Source organism: Streptomyces sp. NPDC091649 (genome assembly GCF_044756785.1).
GTDB lineage: Bacteria > Actinomycetota > Actinomycetes > Streptomycetales > Streptomycetaceae > Streptomyces.
Genome location: NZ_JBIVTR010000018.1, coordinates 43983 through 62900, shown reverse-complemented (window position 1 = coordinate 62900; position 18918 = coordinate 43983). Strand labels below are relative to the sequence as shown.

General features: G+C 71.2%; 15 protein-coding genes, 1 tRNA gene, 1 pseudogene and 1 CRISPR repeat array. Of the genes and pseudogenes, 4 read left to right on the top strand and 13 right to left on the bottom strand.

Features of this window, described 5'->3' with window-relative positions; translation table 11 throughout:
• Nucleotides 1-55: 55 nt before the first annotated feature.
• From casB to ACIQMU_RS25785, 5 genes are all read right to left on the bottom strand, one after another.
• Complete coding sequence (casB, locus tag ACIQMU_RS25805; RefSeq protein ID WP_402689789.1) at nucleotides 56-826, bottom strand: type I-E CRISPR-associated protein Cse2/CasB; 771 nt, start codon at nucleotides 824-826, stop codon at nucleotides 56-58.
• The gene (gene casA / locus ACIQMU_RS25800) at nucleotides 823-5475 is read right to left on the bottom strand and encodes a type I-E CRISPR-associated protein Cse1/CasA (protein ID WP_402689788.1); all 4653 of its coding nucleotides are present in this window, start codon (nucleotides 5473-5475) and stop codon (nucleotides 823-825) included. The genes casB and casA overlap by 4 nt, the downstream gene beginning before the upstream one ends.
• Before the next feature lie 492 nt (nucleotides 5476-5967).
• Nucleotides 5968-6788: a CRISPR direct-repeat array (repeat unit 28 nt; unit sequence GGACCAACCCCGCACGCGCGGGGACCAC).
• 298 nt (nucleotides 6789-7086) lie between these two features.
• A complete protein-coding gene (locus ACIQMU_RS25795) occupies nucleotides 7087-8178 on the bottom strand; it encodes a MarR family transcriptional regulator (protein WP_402689787.1) in 1092 nt (363 codons plus the stop codon).
• Nucleotides 8179-8542: 364 nt separating this feature from the next.
• The gene (locus ACIQMU_RS25790) at nucleotides 8543-9124 is read right to left on the bottom strand and encodes an HD domain-containing protein (RefSeq protein WP_352239026.1); all 582 of its coding nucleotides are present in this window, start codon (nucleotides 9122-9124) and stop codon (nucleotides 8543-8545) included.
• A 12-nt stretch (nucleotides 9125-9136) separates the two neighbouring features.
• Nucleotides 9137-10255, bottom strand: coding sequence for a helix-turn-helix domain-containing protein (locus ACIQMU_RS25785; protein WP_402689786.1), 1119 nt, complete (start codon nucleotides 10253-10255; stop codon nucleotides 9137-9139).
• A 130-nt stretch (nucleotides 10256-10385) separates the two neighbouring features.
• Here ACIQMU_RS25785 and ACIQMU_RS25780 point away from each other — a divergent pair, with 130 nt between their 5' ends.
• The 3 genes and pseudogenes from ACIQMU_RS25780 to ACIQMU_RS25770 all read left to right on the top strand — a co-directional run.
• Entirely contained in the window at nucleotides 10386-10538 is a 153-nt protein-coding gene (locus tag ACIQMU_RS25780; RefSeq protein ID WP_352239434.1) for a hypothetical protein, read from the top strand.
• Nucleotides 10539-11188: 650 nt separating this feature from the next.
• Nucleotides 11189-11320, top strand: a complete 132-nt coding sequence (locus ACIQMU_RS25775; RefSeq protein WP_402689785.1) for a hypothetical protein — start codon at nucleotides 11189-11191, stop codon at nucleotides 11318-11320.
• Nucleotides 11317-11982 (top strand): annotated as a pseudogene (locus tag ACIQMU_RS25770) (methyltransferase domain-containing protein); the annotation flags it as partial. The gene ACIQMU_RS25775 and the pseudogene ACIQMU_RS25770, both read left to right, overlap by 4 nt.
• A 189-nt stretch (nucleotides 11983-12171) precedes the next feature.
• Here ACIQMU_RS25770 and ACIQMU_RS25765 read toward each other — a convergent pair.
• The 5 genes from ACIQMU_RS25765 to ACIQMU_RS25745 form a co-directional block, all read right to left on the bottom strand.
• Nucleotides 12172-12351 carry a hypothetical protein gene (locus ACIQMU_RS25765; RefSeq protein WP_352243809.1) on the bottom strand — a complete coding sequence of 60 codons (180 nt, stop codon included), beginning with the start codon at nucleotides 12349-12351 and terminating at the stop codon, nucleotides 12172-12174.
• 446 nt (nucleotides 12352-12797) lie between these two features.
• Nucleotides 12798-12888, bottom strand: a tRNA-Ser gene (locus tag ACIQMU_RS25760).
• A gap of 67 nt (nucleotides 12889-12955) precedes the next feature.
• Nucleotides 12956-13384, bottom strand: a complete 429-nt coding sequence (gene tadA / locus ACIQMU_RS25755; RefSeq protein ID WP_356733954.1) for a tRNA adenosine(34) deaminase TadA — start codon at nucleotides 13382-13384, stop codon at nucleotides 12956-12958.
• Nucleotides 13385-13626: 242 nt separating this feature from the next.
• Entirely contained in the window at nucleotides 13627-14181 is a 555-nt protein-coding gene (locus ACIQMU_RS25750; RefSeq protein WP_352243813.1) for a hypothetical protein, read from the bottom strand.
• Nucleotides 14182-14399: 218 nt separating this feature from the next.
• A complete protein-coding gene (locus ACIQMU_RS25745) occupies nucleotides 14400-14606 on the bottom strand; it encodes a hypothetical protein (protein WP_352243812.1) in 207 nt (68 codons plus the stop codon).
• 438 nt (nucleotides 14607-15044) lie between these two features.
• On the opposite strand from ACIQMU_RS25745, the gene upp reads away from it, so the two are divergent.
• Complete coding sequence (upp, locus tag ACIQMU_RS25740; RefSeq protein WP_352243808.1) at nucleotides 15045-15680, top strand: uracil phosphoribosyltransferase; 636 nt, start codon at nucleotides 15045-15047, stop codon at nucleotides 15678-15680.
• A gap of 93 nt (nucleotides 15681-15773) precedes the next feature.
• Here upp and ACIQMU_RS25735 read toward each other — a convergent pair whose 3' ends face one another.
• The 3 genes from ACIQMU_RS25735 to ACIQMU_RS25725 form a co-directional block, all read right to left on the bottom strand.
• Entirely contained in the window at nucleotides 15774-16382 is a 609-nt protein-coding gene (locus ACIQMU_RS25735) for a LytR C-terminal domain-containing protein (protein ID WP_402689832.1), read from the bottom strand.
• Between the two features lie 243 nt (nucleotides 16383-16625).
• Nucleotides 16626-16922, bottom strand: coding sequence for a type II toxin-antitoxin system VapB family antitoxin (locus ACIQMU_RS25730; protein ID WP_003967677.1), 297 nt, complete (start codon nucleotides 16920-16922; stop codon nucleotides 16626-16628).
• Between the two features lie 438 nt (nucleotides 16923-17360).
• Nucleotides 17361-18890, bottom strand: a complete 1530-nt coding sequence (locus ACIQMU_RS25725; protein ID WP_402689784.1) for a M28 family metallopeptidase — start codon at nucleotides 18888-18890, stop codon at nucleotides 17361-17363.
• Nucleotides 18891-18918 lie beyond the last annotated feature (28 nt).

Genomic DNA, 18918 nt, shown 5'->3' with positions numbered 1-18918 from the left:
GTTCTACGAGGGGGGCGAAAGCGGGGCCGTTGTGACGGCGTGCGGGCGCGGGGCGTCACTCCCCGGCCGCGTAACCGCCGAAGTCCTCGTCCGGGGCCAGCGTCCGGTCGATCGCGTCACCGGTCTCGCCGTCGGAGGCCGACTTCGCCCTCCGCGCGGCGGAGGCGGCGGCCAGATGGAACTCGCGCCCCCACTCCCGCTGGACCCCGGCCCGGTCGGGGCGGTGCTGCCAGCGGTAGAGCTGCCCGGCCAGGCGCGCGTAGTCGAGGGGCTCCCGCGCGCCGCGCAGGAGCAGCACGATCTCTCTGAGCCGTACGGCGACCGAGTCGAGGGACTCGGCCGTCCCGACCCGCACCAGGCGCTTACGCAGTGGGGAGTCCTCCTCGTCCTCGCCGGAGGCCCCCTTCAGCCGGATCAGCGTGCGCACCGCCCCGCCCAGGTTCTGCCTCCGGTCGTGCATGCCCTTGTCGCGGCCGGACTGCTGGTGCAGGGCCCACAAGGTGGTGGCGAGGAAGACCGCCTCCTCGGCGTACTCGGGCCGGAAGAAGCCCTCCTGGTCGTCGAGCAGCCGGGCCAGCTCCTCCGTCCCGCCGGCGCCCCACAGATCTTGGACCTGGTGAGCCCGCTTCCCCGCTCCGCGCCGCAGCCGGGCGAGCTCCGCCACGGCGGCCGACGTGTCGGACAGGTACTGGGGCTGGATCCGCGCGATGTACGTGCCCGTCGCGCGGGCGACCAGCCGATGGGCGGGCAACCGCTCGGCCGTCCGCGCGCTGTTCCGGGGAGGCGGCGAGGCGCCCGCGCCGGCCGTCGTAGGGGTGGTGGTCATGCGGTTCCCTCCGGAAGGGCTTCGCCGGCGCGGCCGACGGCGGTCGGAACAGGCGTTTCTGGGGGCGGCTTGGGCAGCACCTTGTTGATGCGGGTCCTGAACCACAGGTCCGCGCGTGAACTGTCGATCCAGCGCTTGCCGACGCCCGGCAACTCGACCACGCGTCCCTCCGCCGCGCCCCCGCCCGCGGATTCGAGGAGCCCACGACCCAGGCCGAGCACGATGAGCCGGGCGGTGGAGCGCCACTCGGCGCGCGCCCACTCCAGGTCGATGTCCTCTTCGAGGCCGGCCAGCCAGCGCCGGTACGGTCCGTCCAACGCACCGAATCCCTGGTCGCGGGCGGTCGAGGTCGCCGGCCCGGCCTCCGATCCGGCCGCCCGCGCCAGATTCCCGGCCAGGTGCCCCAGCGCGGACACGGCGCGCTCGGCGTCGGCGACCGCGTCGACCGCGACCGCCCCGTGCAGGGGGCGGTCCTGGTGGAGCAGGGCGACCGGCAGGGCGATGGAGTCGTCCACCACCTCGTCCACCACGGACTGCTGCGTCCCGTAGACCGCGCCGACAAGCCTCGTACGGATCAGCGAGCCCCTGGGCAGCATGCCTTCCGTGCTGAGGAGGGCCAACCATCTGACGATCCCGGGCGGTTGGCTCTGGCCCGTGCCCCGCCCGGTGGTGGCGTCGTCCTGTCCCTGCGCGGACAACAGGCTCGCCAGACCGCGCCACGCCGACCGGGCCGGGTCGTGCTGACGCGGAAGGTAGATCAGCGGCCGGCCGAGCTTCTTCTCCTGCGCGGGGCTGCGGCGCCAACCCGTCATCGGTTCCGTCTTCTGCCGGTTCGCGGGGGCGAGCGGGTCCCCGTAGCCGAGGACGACGCCGGTGACGTCGGGGCCCGCCACGTGGAGGAGCAGCCGCCGTGACTGCCAGGTGTAGAGGTCGCGGGGCCCCGCGGGGCGGGGCACGGAGGGATCGACGTCCACCACACCGGGGCCGGGGGCCGTATCGCGGCGCCATACGGGGAGGTCGGCCTTCGGTTCCGACTTCAGCACGTCCTCGTCCGTCGGAATCAGATTCAGCAGGAGCGTCTCGCGCAGGGTCGTGCCCTCCGCGTAGACCCCTCCGAGACCGCCCACCCAGCCGACGCCCTGCGGGTAGACCTTTCCGCCCTTGACCCGGTCGTCGCCCTCCATTCCGGACTTGATGCCGGACGAGTCGTACGCATGGGTGTGGACGAGCCAGCGAGCCGCTTCCGCGAGTCCGAGCCGCTCCACACCGGGCCGGCGCATCGAGAAGAACGCCTCGCCGTTCGGCACGTCCGCCACGATCCGGTTCAGCGAGGCGACTTCGTGCTTCTGTGTGTGCAACCCCGCCACCTGGTAGAACGGGCGCTCCGGGTGGAGAAGGTCGAAGCGGTCCCGGTGCCGGTCGAGATAGCCGGCGATGACGTCGAAGGAGTCCGGAGCGTCCCGGATCGCCTCCCAGTCCTCCAGCCGCGCCGGCGCACCGCCGGATCTGCCGTCGGCCTCGTCGAAGGCGTCGTACAGGATCGCCAGTAACAGCCTGAGCAGGGCGAGCTCCTGGGTCGGAAGGTCGCCCACCAGCCGGCGCACGTCACCCGCCCGTGCGAAGACGTCGTGCAGCGAGAGCTCGCCGGTGGAACCGTCCTTGTACTGCACGGGCAGCCATGGCCGGGAGACCAGGTCGAATGAAGGCACTGTGGACGCCACCGCGACGAGCCCCTTTGCTCCGCTTGCGCTGCGCGCGCCGACAGGACCCACCCGGAGTCCGTCGTTGGCGCTGTAGTGGACTTCCCACCCTGACAGGTGGGTCTGACAGTCCTCGTCCAGAACGAGCAGCAGCTCTCCTGCCAGCCAGGGGCACTCCTTCACCTGCCAGGCCGGTACGACGAATCGCTCCAGCTCCGCGATGGTCCGGTCGATCGCCCCCGGATGCGTGAGCGCCCGGGGCAGCGTCAACGCGCAGGCGGCGACGATCTCGGCGGCCCGGCGCGGTGGGGGCGCGTGCTCGGGCAGGTCCAGCCCGCCCCGACCGCCGTCGAGCCAGTTCACGGTGGTCAGCCGGCCGTCCGCGCGGCGCTGGACGACCAGCACCTCAAGGCTCTCCTCACTGTCCCGTACCTGCGCGCGCCCGCTTCGGCTGTCGTCCGCGTCCCCGGCGTTGCCGGCGAGCCAGCCGAACAGGGGCCGCCCGGCCCGCCGGACCGGCCCCAGCCGGAACACATCGGCCCTCTCCCGCTTCTCGGCCAGCCGGCCCAGGTAGTGCTTACGGGCTTCGGCCAGCGCGGGGGCCCAGTCCGCCGGTCCGACGGGCCGTTCGTCGTAGGCGGCCTGCACCAACGGGCTGATGTGGTCCGGCAGCACCAGCGGTACGCCGTCGAGATGCGGCCCCAGCACGGCGAGCGCGCGCAGCAGGGTGTGCGGCCCCTGGTACACGGCGAGGGAACCGCGTACGGGCACGGGCTGGTCCGCGCGCCAGTCCTCCACCCCGGTGACCAGGCAGCGGGCCCGCGCGAGGCGGGGCGGCCGGGTACGCGGATGGCGGTGCAGCCGTCCCATGCGCTGGAGCACCAGGTCGACGGGGGCGAGATCGGTGACCAGCAGGTCGAAGTCGACGTCCAGGGACTGCTCGACGACCTGGCTGGCCACGACGATGTGCGGCCCGGCAGGGCGGTCGCCGCCGGGCCCGAACCGCTCGCGCAACTCGGTGTCCTTGCGCGCCCGGTCGGCGGCGACGAACCGGGAATGCGCCACGGTGACGGCCTCGGCCCCGAAGTGCGCGCGGAGGTGCTGGGCCGCGTCCAGGACCCGGTCGACGGTGTTGCGTACGACGAGGGCGCAGCCGCCGTCCCGCAGTGAGTCCTCCAGCCGTGCCACGAGCGAGGGCAGTGCGTCGTCGAGCCGCTCCAGCGCCACTTCGGTACGCCGCCCGGAGGCGGGCTCGGGCCGGGCCGTCAGGACGGTGCCGCCGGGTGCGACGGCGGTGACCAGCGGATAGGCGTCGTCGGGCAGATCGAGGGCGGCGGCGAGCTCGGGGGTCTCCTCCCCGGCGTACGCGGCGGCCAGCTCGCGCCTACGGCGCGCGGGCAGAGTGGCGGAGAGCATCACGACGGGCACCCGGTAGGCGGCCAGCCACTCCAGTACGCGGTCGAGGTAGGCATTCATGTACGCGTCGTAGGCGTGCACTTCGTCGATGATGACGACCTTGCCCGCGACGGCGAGATGGCGCAGCGCCAGGTGACGGCTCTTGAGTCCGGCGAAGAGCACCTGGTCGATGGTGCCGACGGCGAAGGAGGAGAGCAGCCCCTTCTTGCGGCCGCGGAGCCACTGGTGGGCATGGAGGGAGGCGGGATCGACCCGGTTCGCGGCTCCGGCGCGGCAGACCTCCTCGTGCGGTCCGTCCAGATCGACGGCCGCGATCGTCCGCCGGTCGGCCTTCGTCATCCCGGCCCACACCTCGTTGAGGGCGGCCTTGGCGTGGGCGAGCACGACGGATCGGGGCCCGTCCGCCGGAAGGCGCTCCAGCCAGCTCAGCATGCGGGGGAACATGGCGTCGCCGGTGGCACGGGTCGGCAGCGCCACGAGACACCCCCCGGCACCCGAGCCGGCCGCCATGACCTCGGCCGCGGCGAAGGCAGCCTCGGCCTTGCCCTCCCCCATGGGCGCTTCGATGACGAGGAGGCCGGGAGCGGGCAGCTGCCGGGCCACCCGTACGGCTTCCTCCTGTACGGGCCGGATCTCGGCGCCCTCCGGAAGGTCGAACCGGGCACGGAACAACTCGGCCGCACTACCGGTCGGTTGCTCGGCCCGCCACGGCCCGGGAAGATCCAGTCCGGCCCAGGCGGCCGCGAGGCGACGGCTCTCCCCCTCATCCCCGCCCGGCGACCAGGAGGCGGGATCGTACGGGAACAACTCCGACGAGCTGGCGATCCAGTCCGACACGATGACGATCGCGGTGAGCACGACTTGGACGGGCTGCGGCAACCGGACGCTCTTCCACTCCGCAAGCCGCCCTTCCACCCCTGACCGCCGGGCACAGGCGTCCATCAACTCGTACTGGGCCGCCCGCCAGACCGCCTCGCTCGCACCCCCGGTGCGCAACAGCCGTGGTCGGGCGGCGAGATCATGGATCTGCGGGAGATCAGGCGGCGTGCCGTGATGCCCACCCGCGACCACGGCGAACTGCCCGGAGGCCCGCTCGCTCCACCCGAAGCGCTCGCCCAGCCACTCCTGGATGAGCAACTGCCCGGCCAGCCCGTGCGGTGCCATTCTGCGGTCCGGCCCGAACTGCTTCAGATACGGCATGTCGAGACCGGCCGCCCGCATCCGGTCGGCGAGCCCGTCGACCTGGCAGGCGAAGGCGGGGGTGGCCTTGCCGATGTCGTGCACGCAGGCGAGGTAGACGGCGAGTTGCCGAGCGTCGTCCGCCCCGACGGGCATCACCGCCGCGACGAGCGCCTTCACGTTGCCGGGCAGCCACGCGTCCCAGAGCCGACCCGCGACGGCGGCACTGTCGGCCATGTGACGCCAGAGGGGGAGCCACTGTTCGGTCGACCGGTCGTGCTTGCCCCAGACGGTTCGGGATGCGGGGGACAGGTGGGCGAAGGCCGAAAGGCTTTCCGGGTGATCGCGGCTCATGGGCGTATTGGACATCTTTGGAGTCGCCGACGGGCGCGATGTCTGAGAGTGAACGCAGGTGCACTTATTTGATCGAATGCGGTCGCGGGACGCCTCGACCTGCTGGCGTATGCCTCACCGGGTGGCGCCCGGGAGGCTTCGAGACGGGCCCGGGAGGGGGGCAGGGGGCCGGGCACCGCTGGCGGTGTGTCTGGTTGCTGAGCCCCGGGCCCCGTGAGCCCCGAGCTCCGTGTCCCCTGAGCCCTGGGCCTCTGCCCCGTGAGCCCCGGGCCCCGTGAGCTGACTCGCAGTGCATGGGGCGGTGAGAAGGCGGACCGAGCGCCCGCGTGCGCCTGTGAGCGCCCGCGCACGCAGCGGGCCACAAAGCTCGGCCTGCTGCCGGCCATGGCCGCAGGGCGGGCCCGCGCGCAGGGGGAGCCTGCTCCGCGGGGCGGCTCAGTCGGAGCTGAGGCCCGCAGGCGCGAGTCGCGCGACGCCGACCGCCTCGCCGTCCGGTGACCAATCCCGTGCGCGGGGACCATTCGTCCAGGTCAAGGGCGACGTCGTGCAGTTCGGGACCAACCCCGCACGCGCGGGGACCACCTCTGCTTTGGGCCTTGCTCGCCCTATGGGCCAGGACCAACCCCGCACGCGCGGGGACCACCACCAACAACCGCAACCACAAGGGCCCCTGGGGGGACCAACCCCGCACGCGCGGGGACCACACGGCGTCGCCGCCCTTGATGTGGCGGGCCGGGGGACCAACCCCGCACGCGCGGGGACCACACCTCCTCGTCACCATCCTGGACGGCGCGGGCGGGACCAACCCCGCACGCGCGGGGACCACGGGGTCGGGACCACCACCACCGTCCGCATGCGGGGACCAACCCCGCACGCGCGGGGACCACGTGCGTCGATTGCCGCTGCCATCCGCATCAGTGGGACCAACCCCGCACGCGCGGGGACCACCCGGTCGTAGGACTGGCGCTCTTCGGCCTCCAGGGACCAACCCCGCACGCGCGGGGACCACCCGTTGATGGAACCGCCGCACTCGCCACCGTGGGGACCAACCCCGCACGCGCGGGGACCACGTGGCCAGGACCCGCTTGTTGGTGCTGTTGCGGGGACCAACCCCGCACGCGCGGGGACCACGATTCCGGAACAGCCTTCCAGGATCCTGGAACGGGACCAACCCCGCACGCGCGGGGACCACATCGGCGCGTTCGGCATGGTGGTGGCAGGGATGGGACCAACCCCGCACGCGCGGGGACCACAAGCCGGACCAGCGCGCCGACGCGGAGTACGAGGACCAACCCCGCACGCGCGGGGACCACAGTTCGTGACCTGCGGGTTTACGTGGCGGTGGGGCTGTTTTTACCTACTTCTTGAGAAGCGGACATATCTCCCCTGTGGCGCAAATGGGCCTGGTTGAAGCTGTGTACGTCAGAAGGAAACCTGCCCTTCGTCGGCCGCAAGGGGGCGATCTTCTCCGAAAGGGACGAGCGGTCATCGCCGTGTCCGGGGCGGTTCGGAAGTGAATTGATCCTATGCGGGCGCTCTGCTCCCGCTCAATGTGCTCTGTCGGCAACTGCTGTCGGCCGAGCGCCGCGAGCTGAGCCGCATGTGTCGGTCTCAGACGGACTTGAGAAGGCCGCGGAGGTTGGTCATGTGCGCCTTGACGTCGGCGATCTCGGCTGGGCTGGGCGGGTTCTCGGCGGCCCCGGAGCGGGCCGTGCGGCAAGGGCGGCAGAGGCCATCCGGTAGAGCCTCCGGGGGGCCCGGGCGGCCGCAGTCCGTGCACTCCACGAGGATGCGGTGGGCGGAAGCTGGGGAGCCGGGAGAGGGGCTCCCGGTGGGCAACCGGGGTGGCATCTTGTCGGTGAGGCGGCGGCGGAGGAGGCCGACGGGGGAATCCACCTGGGCGGGGAGTCCTGCGGTGAGGGCGCTGGTCAGGTAGTCGATGGTGACGCCCCGGGCGAGCCATTGGGCCGCCTGCGGTTCGAGGGCGGTGCAGTCGGCGGCGGAGAGGGTGAGGCGGTGGTCGTCGCGGCCGAGGCGGGCCAGGGCGAGGTAGGCGGGGGAAGGGCCGGCTTCGGAGGTGCGGGGCGTCGCGGGGGCCGTGTTCGGGGCGGGCGGCGCGGGCTGGGCGTCCGGTGCCCGGGCCGGGATGCGTTGGTGCGGTATGGCGGGGGGCTCGGGGGCCTGTTCCGTAGCGGGGGCCTCCGGGGCGGGCGGCGGTGCTTTCTCGGCCGAGGCCCAGGGTGGCGGAGACGCCGTGGTGGGGGCCGGGGTGTCCGGGGTGGAGCTGACGGTCTGGGTGGCCTTCTCGGTGGCGAGGTAGGTGTTCCACCACTCGTTGTCGCGGGCGGTGCGGGACCAGAAGGTGCGGAAGACCCAGCGGGTCTCGTCGCCCGCGTCGACGGAGCACCGTACGCGTCGCAGGTGCCCGGCGACGGACAGGGCTGTCAGGGCCGTGGAGACGGCCTGTTGCCCGTAGAGCGGGAGCTGCTTGGCGAGCTGCTTCACGCTCATCGCCGCACCCTCGGGGAGGTGGTCGACGAACCCGGCGACATACCGCTCGCGCGTCGGGAGGAGCGCGAAGTCGTGCGGTGCGCGCGGATGTTGGTCCGGTGCGGTGCGTTTGCCGTAGCCGGGCTTGGCCATCGGGTACGGGGCGGAGCGTGCGGGGGCGGGCGGGGCGGAGCTAGGGTGCTGGGTAGCCACGGGATCGTCTTTCTAAAGGGTGCGATCTTGCGGTGAGACCCCGGCCTGGTGCTTGCGACACCGCGTCGGGGTCGTTCGGTTCTGGCACCGTAAGCAGTCGTGACGCTGTGCCGCAAGCTGTCACGATTAGTCATACTTGCTGGCCGTGACGAGGGTGGGAGGTGGGGGAGGTTTTCCCGAACCCCCTCTTCTACCTACCGGTTGAAGAAGGCGCTCGTACCCCGGGTCCCGCATCCCGAGGCCCGAGTCCCGGCACCCGAGCTTCGGGCCGGAGCCTCGCTCACGTACCCCCGGAAGAGTGACCCGACCGTCCCGAAGCCCGAGGCTCGGAACCCGAGTTCCGGGAGTGGAGTCACAGCCTGGGCTACTTCTTGCCCTCGCCCAGAGCCGTGCGCAACCAGTCGAGGCTTCCTTGCGCCAGAAGCTCGTCGGCCAGGCGGTTGGCGGTATCGGTGACGAGGCGGGCTCGGCTGTTGTCGATCCAGCGCTGGGCGTTCTCGTAGCCCTGGGCCTTGTACTCGATGCCCTGGAGCATGCACTCCAGTTTGTCCGCGTCCCGGGCGCAGACCGCCTCAGGTGACTCCTTGGCCTCGTATTCCGCGACGAGCTCGCGGACTGCCGAGGCGAGCACTTCGGGCATGCCCGCTGTCTGGTCGGCGGTGACGTCCTGCGGGTCGCCGGCGGGCGCGTACTTCTTCCCGAGGTGGTTCACGTCCCCGGTCCGGGTTTCCTGGGTGTCGTGCCAGACGGCGAGGTAGGCGGCCCGGGCGGGATCCGCGCCCTCCAGCTTCGCGATGATCGTGGCGATCAACGCCGTACGCCACGAGTGCTCGGCAACGCTCTCGGGGTCGCGGACCCCGGCCATCCACCACCCGGTGCGCCGCGTCTGCTTGAGCGTGCCCGCCTCGTACAGGAAGCGGCCCACCGCGGACAGGTCGTCAGCCAAGACCCTCTCCTCTCACGCCTCGGCGAGGCGGATTGCGTACCGGATGCCCTCCAGCTCCCGGCGTGAGCGTGCCGACAGCTCCCGACTATCCAACAGCACGAGTAGGGATGCGCGTAGTTCGTTGCCGATCACGGTTCTGGACCGCAGCAGGTTCGGGCGTGTGGCGATCAGGGCCCACAGGGTGTGAACGTTCAGGTCGAAGAAGCCATGGTCCGGGGTCAGGCCACGCACCAGATGCCGCATGAGCTTGTCGCCGGGCCACGGGCCCGGGCCCGTGGTGGCGATGAAATCGTCGGAGAGCTGGATGTGTGCTGTCTCACCGACCCAGTACGCCCAGTAATTGAGGTTCGCTGCCTCACCTGCGTCGTCCTCGGCGAGCGTCACATTGATGAAGTGCCCCATCCGGTCCCGGTCACCCTGCCTGGCGGCGACGGCTGCGATCGAACGAGCGTTGAGCCAGCCTGCCAGCCAACCGTCCGGGCGCTCGGTCCGTTGCTGCTGGGCCAGCCAATCGGACGTGTCGGACGCGTCGTCGTACCCCGCCAGGTAGAGGGCCTGACGGCGCAGTAGGAAACGGTCCTTGCCTCGCGCCTGCTCTGCGGCCTGGCGCATGCGGGAAAAGAAGCGCCTGCGGTCGGCGGCGGGAAGCTCCGGCCCTCGCGGTGCAGGCCCCCTGCGCGGTCGCGGAGGGTCGGGCAGGTCTCGCAACGGTGTCGGGGCCACGCCATTGAGCGGCCAGGACAGCAACTCGACCAGCTCGCGCCGCATAACCCAGGCGCCGATCGGGCTGTCCTCGGCGGCTACGCCCTCGTTGAGAGTGGCTGCCAGCAGCACGTCGGCCTCCGTGGCCCGGTCCAGAGCCAGAAGCAGGGCAGGCGCACTGCCCAGGCGTAGGAGCTGATGGCGGTGTACGAGCATCTGCCCGACCGGCACAGCGGTCAAGGGGCGACGCCCCGATTCCCAGCCTGCGAGGGTGTCGGGTGAAACCCGCAACTGCTCTGCGAGCGCCTCCTGGGTATGGTCCAGCTGTTCGCGGATCAGGCGGAACACGTACCCGGACACCGTGCCGCCTCGGCTCCTCTGTGGCGTTCCCCGACCGCTGGTCAGGGTGGTGCGCGATCCGCTGTCCATGGCATCCCTTTTGCCCGCCGGCCTTCGGTCGGCACCCGTACCCGCAGTCAGTTCAAGCGGCGGCCTCTGCTCCCTACCGTCGTAGTCACAGTGACGACCCGGCAACCGAGGGTAGTGTAAGGCGTTTGTCGTGACGATGACGATCAAGGTGTACGAGGTGGACCATCAGGGCCATGCGCAGGTGCTCCGACCGGAATCCGAGGTGACCCCGCTGGAAGAACCGGAGTATTCGCACGAGTTCCCCGCCTGCCAGTGCCCCCTCTGCATTGGGGGCGCCTCGTGAAGACGGCAGCCCGGGAAGAAGCCGTGTACTTGGAGTGGCTCGGGCACACCCAGCGCTGCCCGGCCTGCCGCGCCGGAGTGCCCTGTTCGACGGCTGTGCGTTTGGGCCGTGCCTGGCGGGAGGCGCGCGGATGAGGTGCTTCGCGGAGGGTGACGTGCATGACTTTCCGGTCGAGGACGAGTCGGGTGCCTACTGTCCGGAGCATGAGGTGACGCTGCTCCGGCGTGGTGACCCGATCACCGCCGCCGATGCGACCGAGGGGGCGGGCGCTGGCCTGGACGGGTTGTCGGCGGGGTCGGACGGCCCGTACGGCGTTGTCTGCCGCAGTGCGTTGGTGACGGACCTGGCCGGCGTGCACGCCCTCTGCCGACGTCCGGACTGTGTCTGCCCGTGTCACGCGTCGGCCACCGCCCTTCGGGAAGCCGGATGAGCATCAACCCCTCAGCAGCGGATGTCCGCACGTGTGAAGCGTGTTGGCGCACACCGGTCACCGCCGTACGGCACGCCGAGGGCGGCCGGGACCTTCTCTGCCGGGCGTGTGCCGAGAGCGGCCGTCCGCGCCGGGTCGATCTCTTCCCGCCGTACGGGATCTACCGGCTGCACCGCCGCCCCGCCGATCGAACCGTTCCACCCGCCAGAGGAGATGCACGATGACCACCACCCCCGTACAGGCCGGCGGCGGCAAGCACGGCGGGCCTCCGTCGGACAAGCCGTGGACGCCGCCGTCGGAGCCGAAGCCGTCTCCGGACGGCAGCCGCCCCCAGTACGTCCCGCAGCCGTGAGCGCCGCACCCCCGGCGCCCACCTATCCGGCTCTGGTGCGGGAGCTGGCCGATCGAGGGCTGCTCGACGCCCGGTGGCGGCAGGTGTTCGAGGCGGTGCCCCGCAGCAGGTTCGTCCCGGCGGATGTGTGGCGGCAGTTGCCCGACCGGTGTGAGCCGGTGGTGGGGACGGAGGCGTGGTCGGCGTTGGTGAACAGCGACGAGCCGGTCGTCACGCAGCTCGACGACGGAGCGGTGGGCGGGCCCGGTGTCGCGACGTCGTCGAACTCGATGCCCTCCATGGTCGCCCGGATGCTCACACTGCTCGACGTCCAGGACGGTCAGCGGGTACTGGAGATCGGCACCGGGACCGGGTACGTCGCCGCGTTGCTCTGCGAGCGGCTCGGCGACGACCTGGTCGACAGCGTCGAGCTGGACCCGGTGGTGGCGCGGCAGGCCGCCGAGGCCCTGGCGCAGGCCGGGTATCGGCCGCGTCTGCGGGTCGGGGACGGTGAACAGCCGTGGCCCGGCCTGGGGTCGGTGGAGCGGCTGATCGCGACGTGCGCGTTGCGGTACGTCCCGTACGCGCTGCTCCGGCAGGTCCGTCCCGGTGGGCTCGTCGTGGCGCCGCTCGCCCGGGAGTTCTGGTCGGGTGCGGCGAGATCGGGGACGAGGGGCGGGCCGCCGAACTCACCGGCGATGTCATGGACGGCTGGCCGAAGGGGATGCGACTGACCACACGAAAACGGTCCACCGACTCCGTCGGTGGACCGTCACGCAAGATCGAGGCTAGTGCTCGGATACGTACCCAAGCTGCGCAATCAGCAAGGGGCGAACTGGTGCGCCAGAGACGTTCGCGCCTTTGTCGCATTCCTAGGGCAGTGCATGGCGACCTTGCCACCCCAAGGTGACCAGGATGACGACGATGATCACGAACGCATATTCCGGATGGCGTGTGAGAGTGGCCGGGCCGGCCAGCAGGGTGATCAGAGCGATCGAAGGAAGCCGGGGGTGGTCGGAGCCTGGTTGATCGCCGGTTTCAAAGTCTGCCATTCGAACTCCTTGGCGAGATAAACGCTGTGGACCGGGTCGACCCTGACCTGCCTTGTGTCCCGGAGTCATGTGGGCGAAGCGAGATGAGGGCCGAAGGCTTCACGCCGTGACCCACTCCGGATTATTCACCCTGATGGTGAAATTTCTAGTGATCTATGGACTCTCTACTTCGTGTCGAGACATCGAAGCATGCGAGAACAGTCTGCATAGGAACCTGCTCTCCCTAGTTCTTCTAAGGGAGCATCAATGGGTGTGGATGGGATCGAAGAAGGCCAGCCCCGCGTGCGCGGGGAACCAATTGCACTCTGCTTTGGGCCTTGCTCGCCCTAGGGGGCACCCCCGCTCAAGCGGGGAGGAGGTACGCCGGTCAAGGTATGGCCACTGTGGCACCTGGCGGTGCGCGAACGCCCCCCTGGGCTGGTGTTCGCAGCTCAGAGGGGCGTTGGTGGCGGTAGCGGTGGGATTTGAACCCACGGTGACGGGTTACGCCACACTCGCTTTCGAGGCGAGCTCCTTCGGCCGCTCGGACACGCTACCGAGAGAGAGCTTAGACCATCCCGGGGCGCTGAAAGAAATCGGTTCCCGGCAGCGGGGCCGTACGGGGTCAGAGCGGCCGGAAGAACGCCGTCAGCTGTTCGGCGCACTCGTCCTCCAGGACACCGCCGATCACCTCCGGGCGGTGGTTGAGGCGGCGGTCGCGGACGACGTCCCAGAGGGAGCCGGCCGCGCCGGCCTTCTCGTCACGGGCCCCGTAGACGACCCGGTCCACCCGGGACTGGACGAGGGCGCCCGCGCACATCGTGCAGGGCTCCAGCGTGACCACCAGCGTGCAGCCGGTCAGGCGCCACTCGCCGTGGGCCCGGGCCGCCCGGCGCAGGGCCAGGACCTCGGCGTGCGCGGTCGGGTCGCCGGTGGCCTCGCGCTCGTTGTGGGCCGCGGCCAGTTCGGCGCCGTCGGGGCCGAGGACGACGGCGCCGACCGGCACATCGCCGGCCGACGCCGCCTGCGCGGCCTCGGCGAGGGCGCGGCGCATCGGTACCTGCCAGGGGTCGCGTACGGGGTCGGGCTCGGGTGCGCGTACGGGACCCGGAACGGGCTCGGGTGAGGGGATCGGCGGTCGTGCGGTCACCCCGCGGACCCTAACGGACGGGACCGGTGGTGGGACGGTGGGCGTACGGGGGCGGGGCAGGGGCGCGAGCGCCCGGGGCCGGTGGGCGAGAGGTGGTACCGGTGGGCGGTCAGCCCCGCGGGGTGCGGTCGCGGAGCCGGGCCCGGCTAGCGGACCGACTCCAGGACCTCCGTCGCTCCCACGGCCTCGGCGATCTCTGCGAGTGCGTCGGTCTGCAGGGTGAGCAGCTCCTTCTCGGACATCCCGAGGTCGGCCAGGACCCCGAGCTCACCGATCGGCCCCGCCGGCACGGCGTCCGGGTCGGGTCCGTCGTCGTCCGGGTCGACGGCCGCGGGTGCGGGCCGTCCCGGTTCGCCGTCCTCGGTGCCGTCGAGGTCGACGAGCTCCTCCAGGGCGGCGATCTCGTCCTCGGCCCCTGGTTCGCGTCCGAGCATTTCGTCGGTGAGCAGGATTTCCCCGTACGAGGAACGGGCGGCGGCGGACGCGTCCGAGACGTAGATCCGGGGGTCCTCCTCACCGTCCACGCGGACGACGCCGAACCAGGCGTCCTCCTGCTCGATGTAGACCAGAACCGTGTCCTCGTCCACCGAGGCATCCCGGGCCAGGTCCGTCAGATCGGACAGGGTCTCCACATCGTCGAGCTCTGTATCGCTCGCTTCCCACCCGTCTTCGGTGCGCGCGAGCAGTGCGGCGAAGTACACCGTGACTCTCCCACTGGTCATAGGTGAATCGGTCCGACGGGAGGGCGAACGGTGATCCGTCCGTCCTGAGCCCCGCCCAATCGGCATCGTGGCAGAAACAAGCGCTGTGCGAGACCTCTTCGGACGTTGCGTCGGCCATCAGTTCCAGGAGTGCCTGGTCGGCCGTCTCCCTGACGAGCCGATCGGCGGGGGGAGTGCGCCGGTGGTACGCGCGGAATTCACCAGCGGAACGTGCGCATCCGCATCTGTTGGCGCATACGGGCCGCACGAGCCCGGCGCGGCTGGACCCGGTCCCGCAGCTGCTTGGCCTCGTGGAGCTCGCGGAGGAACTGGACGCGTCGGCGGCGGCGGGCCGCGTCACTCTCCTGCGCGTCCTCGTCGTCGCCCGCAGCGTCCGGCGCGCCGGGTCCCTCCCGGACGCCGATTCGGTCCCGGGCGTCGCCTTCGTTCCGGGCGTCGAGTCCGTCCCGGGTATCTAGTCGGTCCCGGGCGTCGCCTTCGTTCCGGGCGTCGAGTCCGTCCCGGGTATCTAGTCGGTCCCGGGCGTCGCCTTCGTTCCGCGCGTCGAGTCCGTCCCGCAGTCCGCGTCGGCCTCCGGACCCACGTCCGTCCCGCGGGCGGCGTCCGTCCCCGGCGTCGAGTCCGTCCCGGGCGCTCCGAGTGCCGCGCTCGCCCCAGGTTTGGCGCTCGTCCCGAGGGCCGCGCTCGTCGCGCGGCCCTCGGGAGGCCGGGTTCCGTCGCAGTTCCCCGTCAGGCATCGACACACCACCCCAGTGCTGGGTTCGTATGCCCCCACCTTCCCCCCGAACAGGTGGTTGATGCCAGCGCAGAATGCCGGGCGGCGGCGCGGTTACTGTTGACGCATGCGGATCCACGTCGTCGACCACCCCCTGGTGGCGCACAAACTCACCACGCTGCGCGACAAGCGCACCGACTCCCCGACCTTCCGGCGTCTCGCCGACGAGCTGGTCACTCTCCTCGCCTATGAGGCCACCAGGGATGTGCGCACCGAGCAGGTCGACATCGACACCCCGGTGACGCCCACGACCGGGGTGAAGCTCTCGCACCCGCGGCCTCTGGTCGTCCCGATCCTGCGGGCCGGTCTGGGCATGCTGGACGGCATGGTGCGGTTGCTGCCGACCGCCGAAGTGGGCTTCCTCGGCATGATCCGCAACGAGGAGACGCTCCAGGCGGAGACGTACGCGACCCGGATGCCCGAGGACCTCTCCGGCCGCCAGGTCTATGTCCTGGACCCGATGCTGGCCACCGGCGGCACGCTCGTCGCGGCGATCCGCGAGCTGATCAAGCGCGGCGCCGACGATGTCACCGCCGTCGTCCTCCTCGCGGCGCCCGAGGGCGTCGAGGTGATGGAGCGCGAACTGGCCGGGACCCCGGTCACCGTCGTCACCGCCTCCGTAGACGAGCGGCTCAACGAGCACGGCTACATCGTGCCGGGCCTCGGGGACGCGGGCGACCGGATGTACGGCACCGCCGGATAGGTCCGGGCAGGGCGTTTCCACGATGTCGCGCCCCGCACCGGCGCCGTACGGTCTCGTACGGTGCCGGTGCGGGGCGCTTCGTGTGTCCTGGGGTCAGCAGGAGGACGGGGCCGGGGCCGGGGCCGGCTTCGTCAGGGCCGCCATCGCCGCGGTGGCTTCCTGTGGGGTGTTGAACGCCTTGAACTTGGCCCCGAGGATCAGGTCGACCTCGCCGGTCTTCCGGGTGTCGGTCTTCTGCACCGTGCCGGCCAGCTGGGTCCCGAGCACCGTGAAGCTGCTGTTCATCGCGGTCGGCGCGCCGAGCAGCACGGCCGCGGCCGGCACCTTCTTGTCGTACTCCTTCGAGGCGTTGCCCACCTCGCCGATCGTGAAACCGCGCTTCTTGAGCTCCTCGGCGGCGGACTTGGCCAGGCCGCTGCGCGTCGTCGCGTTGTAGACGTTGACCTTGATGGCGGCCGGTTTCGGCAGCCCCTTGGCCGAGGGCGCCGCCGATGGCTTCGGGGTGGGGCAGTCCCGCTTGTGGTCGGCCGCGCTGGCGCTCTTGTCGCCGCCGGTGAACACGTCGATGAGCTGCAGGGTGCCCCAGCCGGCCAGGCCGAGGGCGACGAGGGCTCCGGTGCCCGCGAGGAACAGCCTGCGGCGGTGCCGGGGTCGGCGCAGGCGGGGATAGGCGTCGCCCGTGATGCGGTACTTTCCGCCCATGCCGGGGGGAGTGAGCATGCTCATGGAGGCAGCGTAGTGCGACCCGGTGATGGTGCGTACAAAATGATCAACGCATGGCACCCGGATGAGCATGAAAACACCCGAAAGGCCCGATTTCAGGGTCCCGGTGAGACGGGGATCCCCGCTGCGGTGTGCGGGGTGTCACGGCCCGGCGCGACCGTGGCCGGGGCGACGTCGGCCCAGGTCCGGGACCCGGGCGCCGGTGCGGACGCCCCGCTGGTGTCAGCCCAGGTCGAGTACGCGGGCGTGCAGCACCTGGCGCTGCTGGAGCGCGGCCCGGACCGCCCGGTGCAGCCCGTCCTCCAGGTAGAGGTCGCCCTGCCACTTCACGACGTGCGCGAACAGATCGCCGTAGAACGTGGAGTCCTCGGCGAGGAGGGTCTCCAGGTCGAGCTGGCCCTTGGTGGTGACGAGCTGGTCCAGGCGAACCGGACGCGGCGCGACGTCCGCCCACTGGCGGGTGCTTTCCCGGCCGTGGTCGGGGTATGGCTTCCCATTTCCGATGCGCTTGAAGATCACACGGAAAGCCTACCGGGCAAGGGCCGCCGGGCGCAGCCAGGAAGCTCACCACCGGGCGGGCGGAAAGGCCGCATAGCGCCGAATAGGGCGGGATACCGGGGCAGCGGCCACCAGGACCAGGAGGCACGCCACCACGGGCGAAGGCCCGGGCGGGGGGCAGGGAGGGGGCGGGCGCGGGCGCGGGGGCGGACGGATGTGAAGCGAGGGTGGGGGAGGCGAGAGCGGGCCCGGTACGGAATTCGTACCGGGCCCACTCTCACTGCTCGTGCTCTCACTGCTCGTGCTCTCACTGCTCGTGCTCTCACTGCTCGTGCTCGCGCTGCACGTGTTCGTGCCGCACGTGTTCGTGCCGCACGTGTTCCTACGGCACGTGCTCACGGTTCACGCGCTCGCGGTTCGTCGCTTACGGGCTCCGGGAGCAGCCGTTACGAGCAGCCGTCACTCCGCGACCCTGCCGTGGCCCTCGCGCAGGCCGCCCCCGCTGCCGGGTGTCCCGGTGCCCGTACCGGTCTCGGGGGCGACCGGGCGAGTCAGGGAGCGCAGGTCATGGGCGTACGTCCCGACGGCGTTGGCGATCACGTCGATGTTGGTGTCGAAGTGGCCCATGTCGATGTTGTCCAGATCGTCGCAGGCCGCGTGGTAGCAGGGGTCGTACGCGATCCCCGCCTCGCCGCCGAACACCTCGGCCTGGGCTGCCGTCTTGATGCCCTCCGCCCCGGTGTCCGTCCCGCCGGACGGGATGCCGGCGTCGATGAACGGCCCGTAGTCCGAGCGCCCGGTGAAGTCCGTGCCCTCGTGCGGCTTGCCCTTGCCGTCGAGGAACTCGTTGATGTCGCGTTCCAGTTGGGCCGAGCCCTCCGGGCCCGGTCCCTCGCCGACGTCATCGGAGTTGTCGCCGTCGAAGACGAACTGGACACCGTTCGGAGAGGCGATCATGTCGAAGTTCAGATAGAGGGCGATCTGCTCGCGCTGCTTCTCGGAGAGCGCCGCGACGTACTTCTCCGAGCCGATCAGGCCGTTCTCCTCTGCCGACCACCAGGCGAAACGCACCTTGTTGGCGGGATCGCTCTTCGACTTCGCGAGTTTCAGGGCGACGTCGAGCAGGCCGGCGGATCCGGAGCCGTTGTCGTTGATGCCGGGGCCTTCGGTCACCGAGTCGAGGTGGGCGCCCAGCATCACCGTCCGCGCCGCGTCGCCGCCGGGAGTCTCGGCGATGACGTTGCGGGTGGGGCGGTCCTCCTGGAACTCGCGGATCTCGAAGGAGACCGTCACCTCGCCGTCCGCCAGGTCGGCGACGAGCTTCTCGCCCTCCTCCTGGGTCAGGCCACCGGTCGGGATCCGGCCGGCGGAAACCTCACCGAGCGTGCCGGACAGGACGCCCTCGACGTTGTTGTAGATGACAGCTCCGGCCGCGTCCGCGTCGGCGGCGGCCGCCTGCTTCTCGGCGAAGGAGCAACCGCCGCGCCGGATCAGGGCGATCTTGCCGGCGACGTCCGTAGAGGCGTAGTCCGACGCCTCGCAGCCCGTCGTCCCGTCGACGGGTATCGCGACGAGTGCCGCCGTCAGGCCGCCCACCTCGGTCGACGGCGTGTAGGTCATGGCCTTGATCGTGACGTCGCGAGGCCCCGGCGTCACCACGGACAGCTTTTCGGCCAGCGTCTCCGTGTAGGTGAAGCGGAAGCTCTCGTACGAGACCTTGTACCCGGCCCGCTGGAGCTGGCGGTAGACGTACGCCGCCGAGGCGTCGTGCCCCAGCGATCCGGCGGCACGGTGGCCGTCGGTGGAGTCGGCTATCGCCTGGAACCGCTGGAGGTGACGGTGGGCGTCGCGTGCCGACGCGTTCCTCACCAGCTCCCTCGACAGCTTGGCTGCTTCCTTCCCGGGGTCGTGCGGCGCGGGGCGTCCGGGGTGCGGGGACGCGGCCAGGAGGAGCGGCGTGGCCAGGGCGGTGGCGGCCACGACAGCCATGGCTCTGCGACGTGTTGCGTGCACAGGA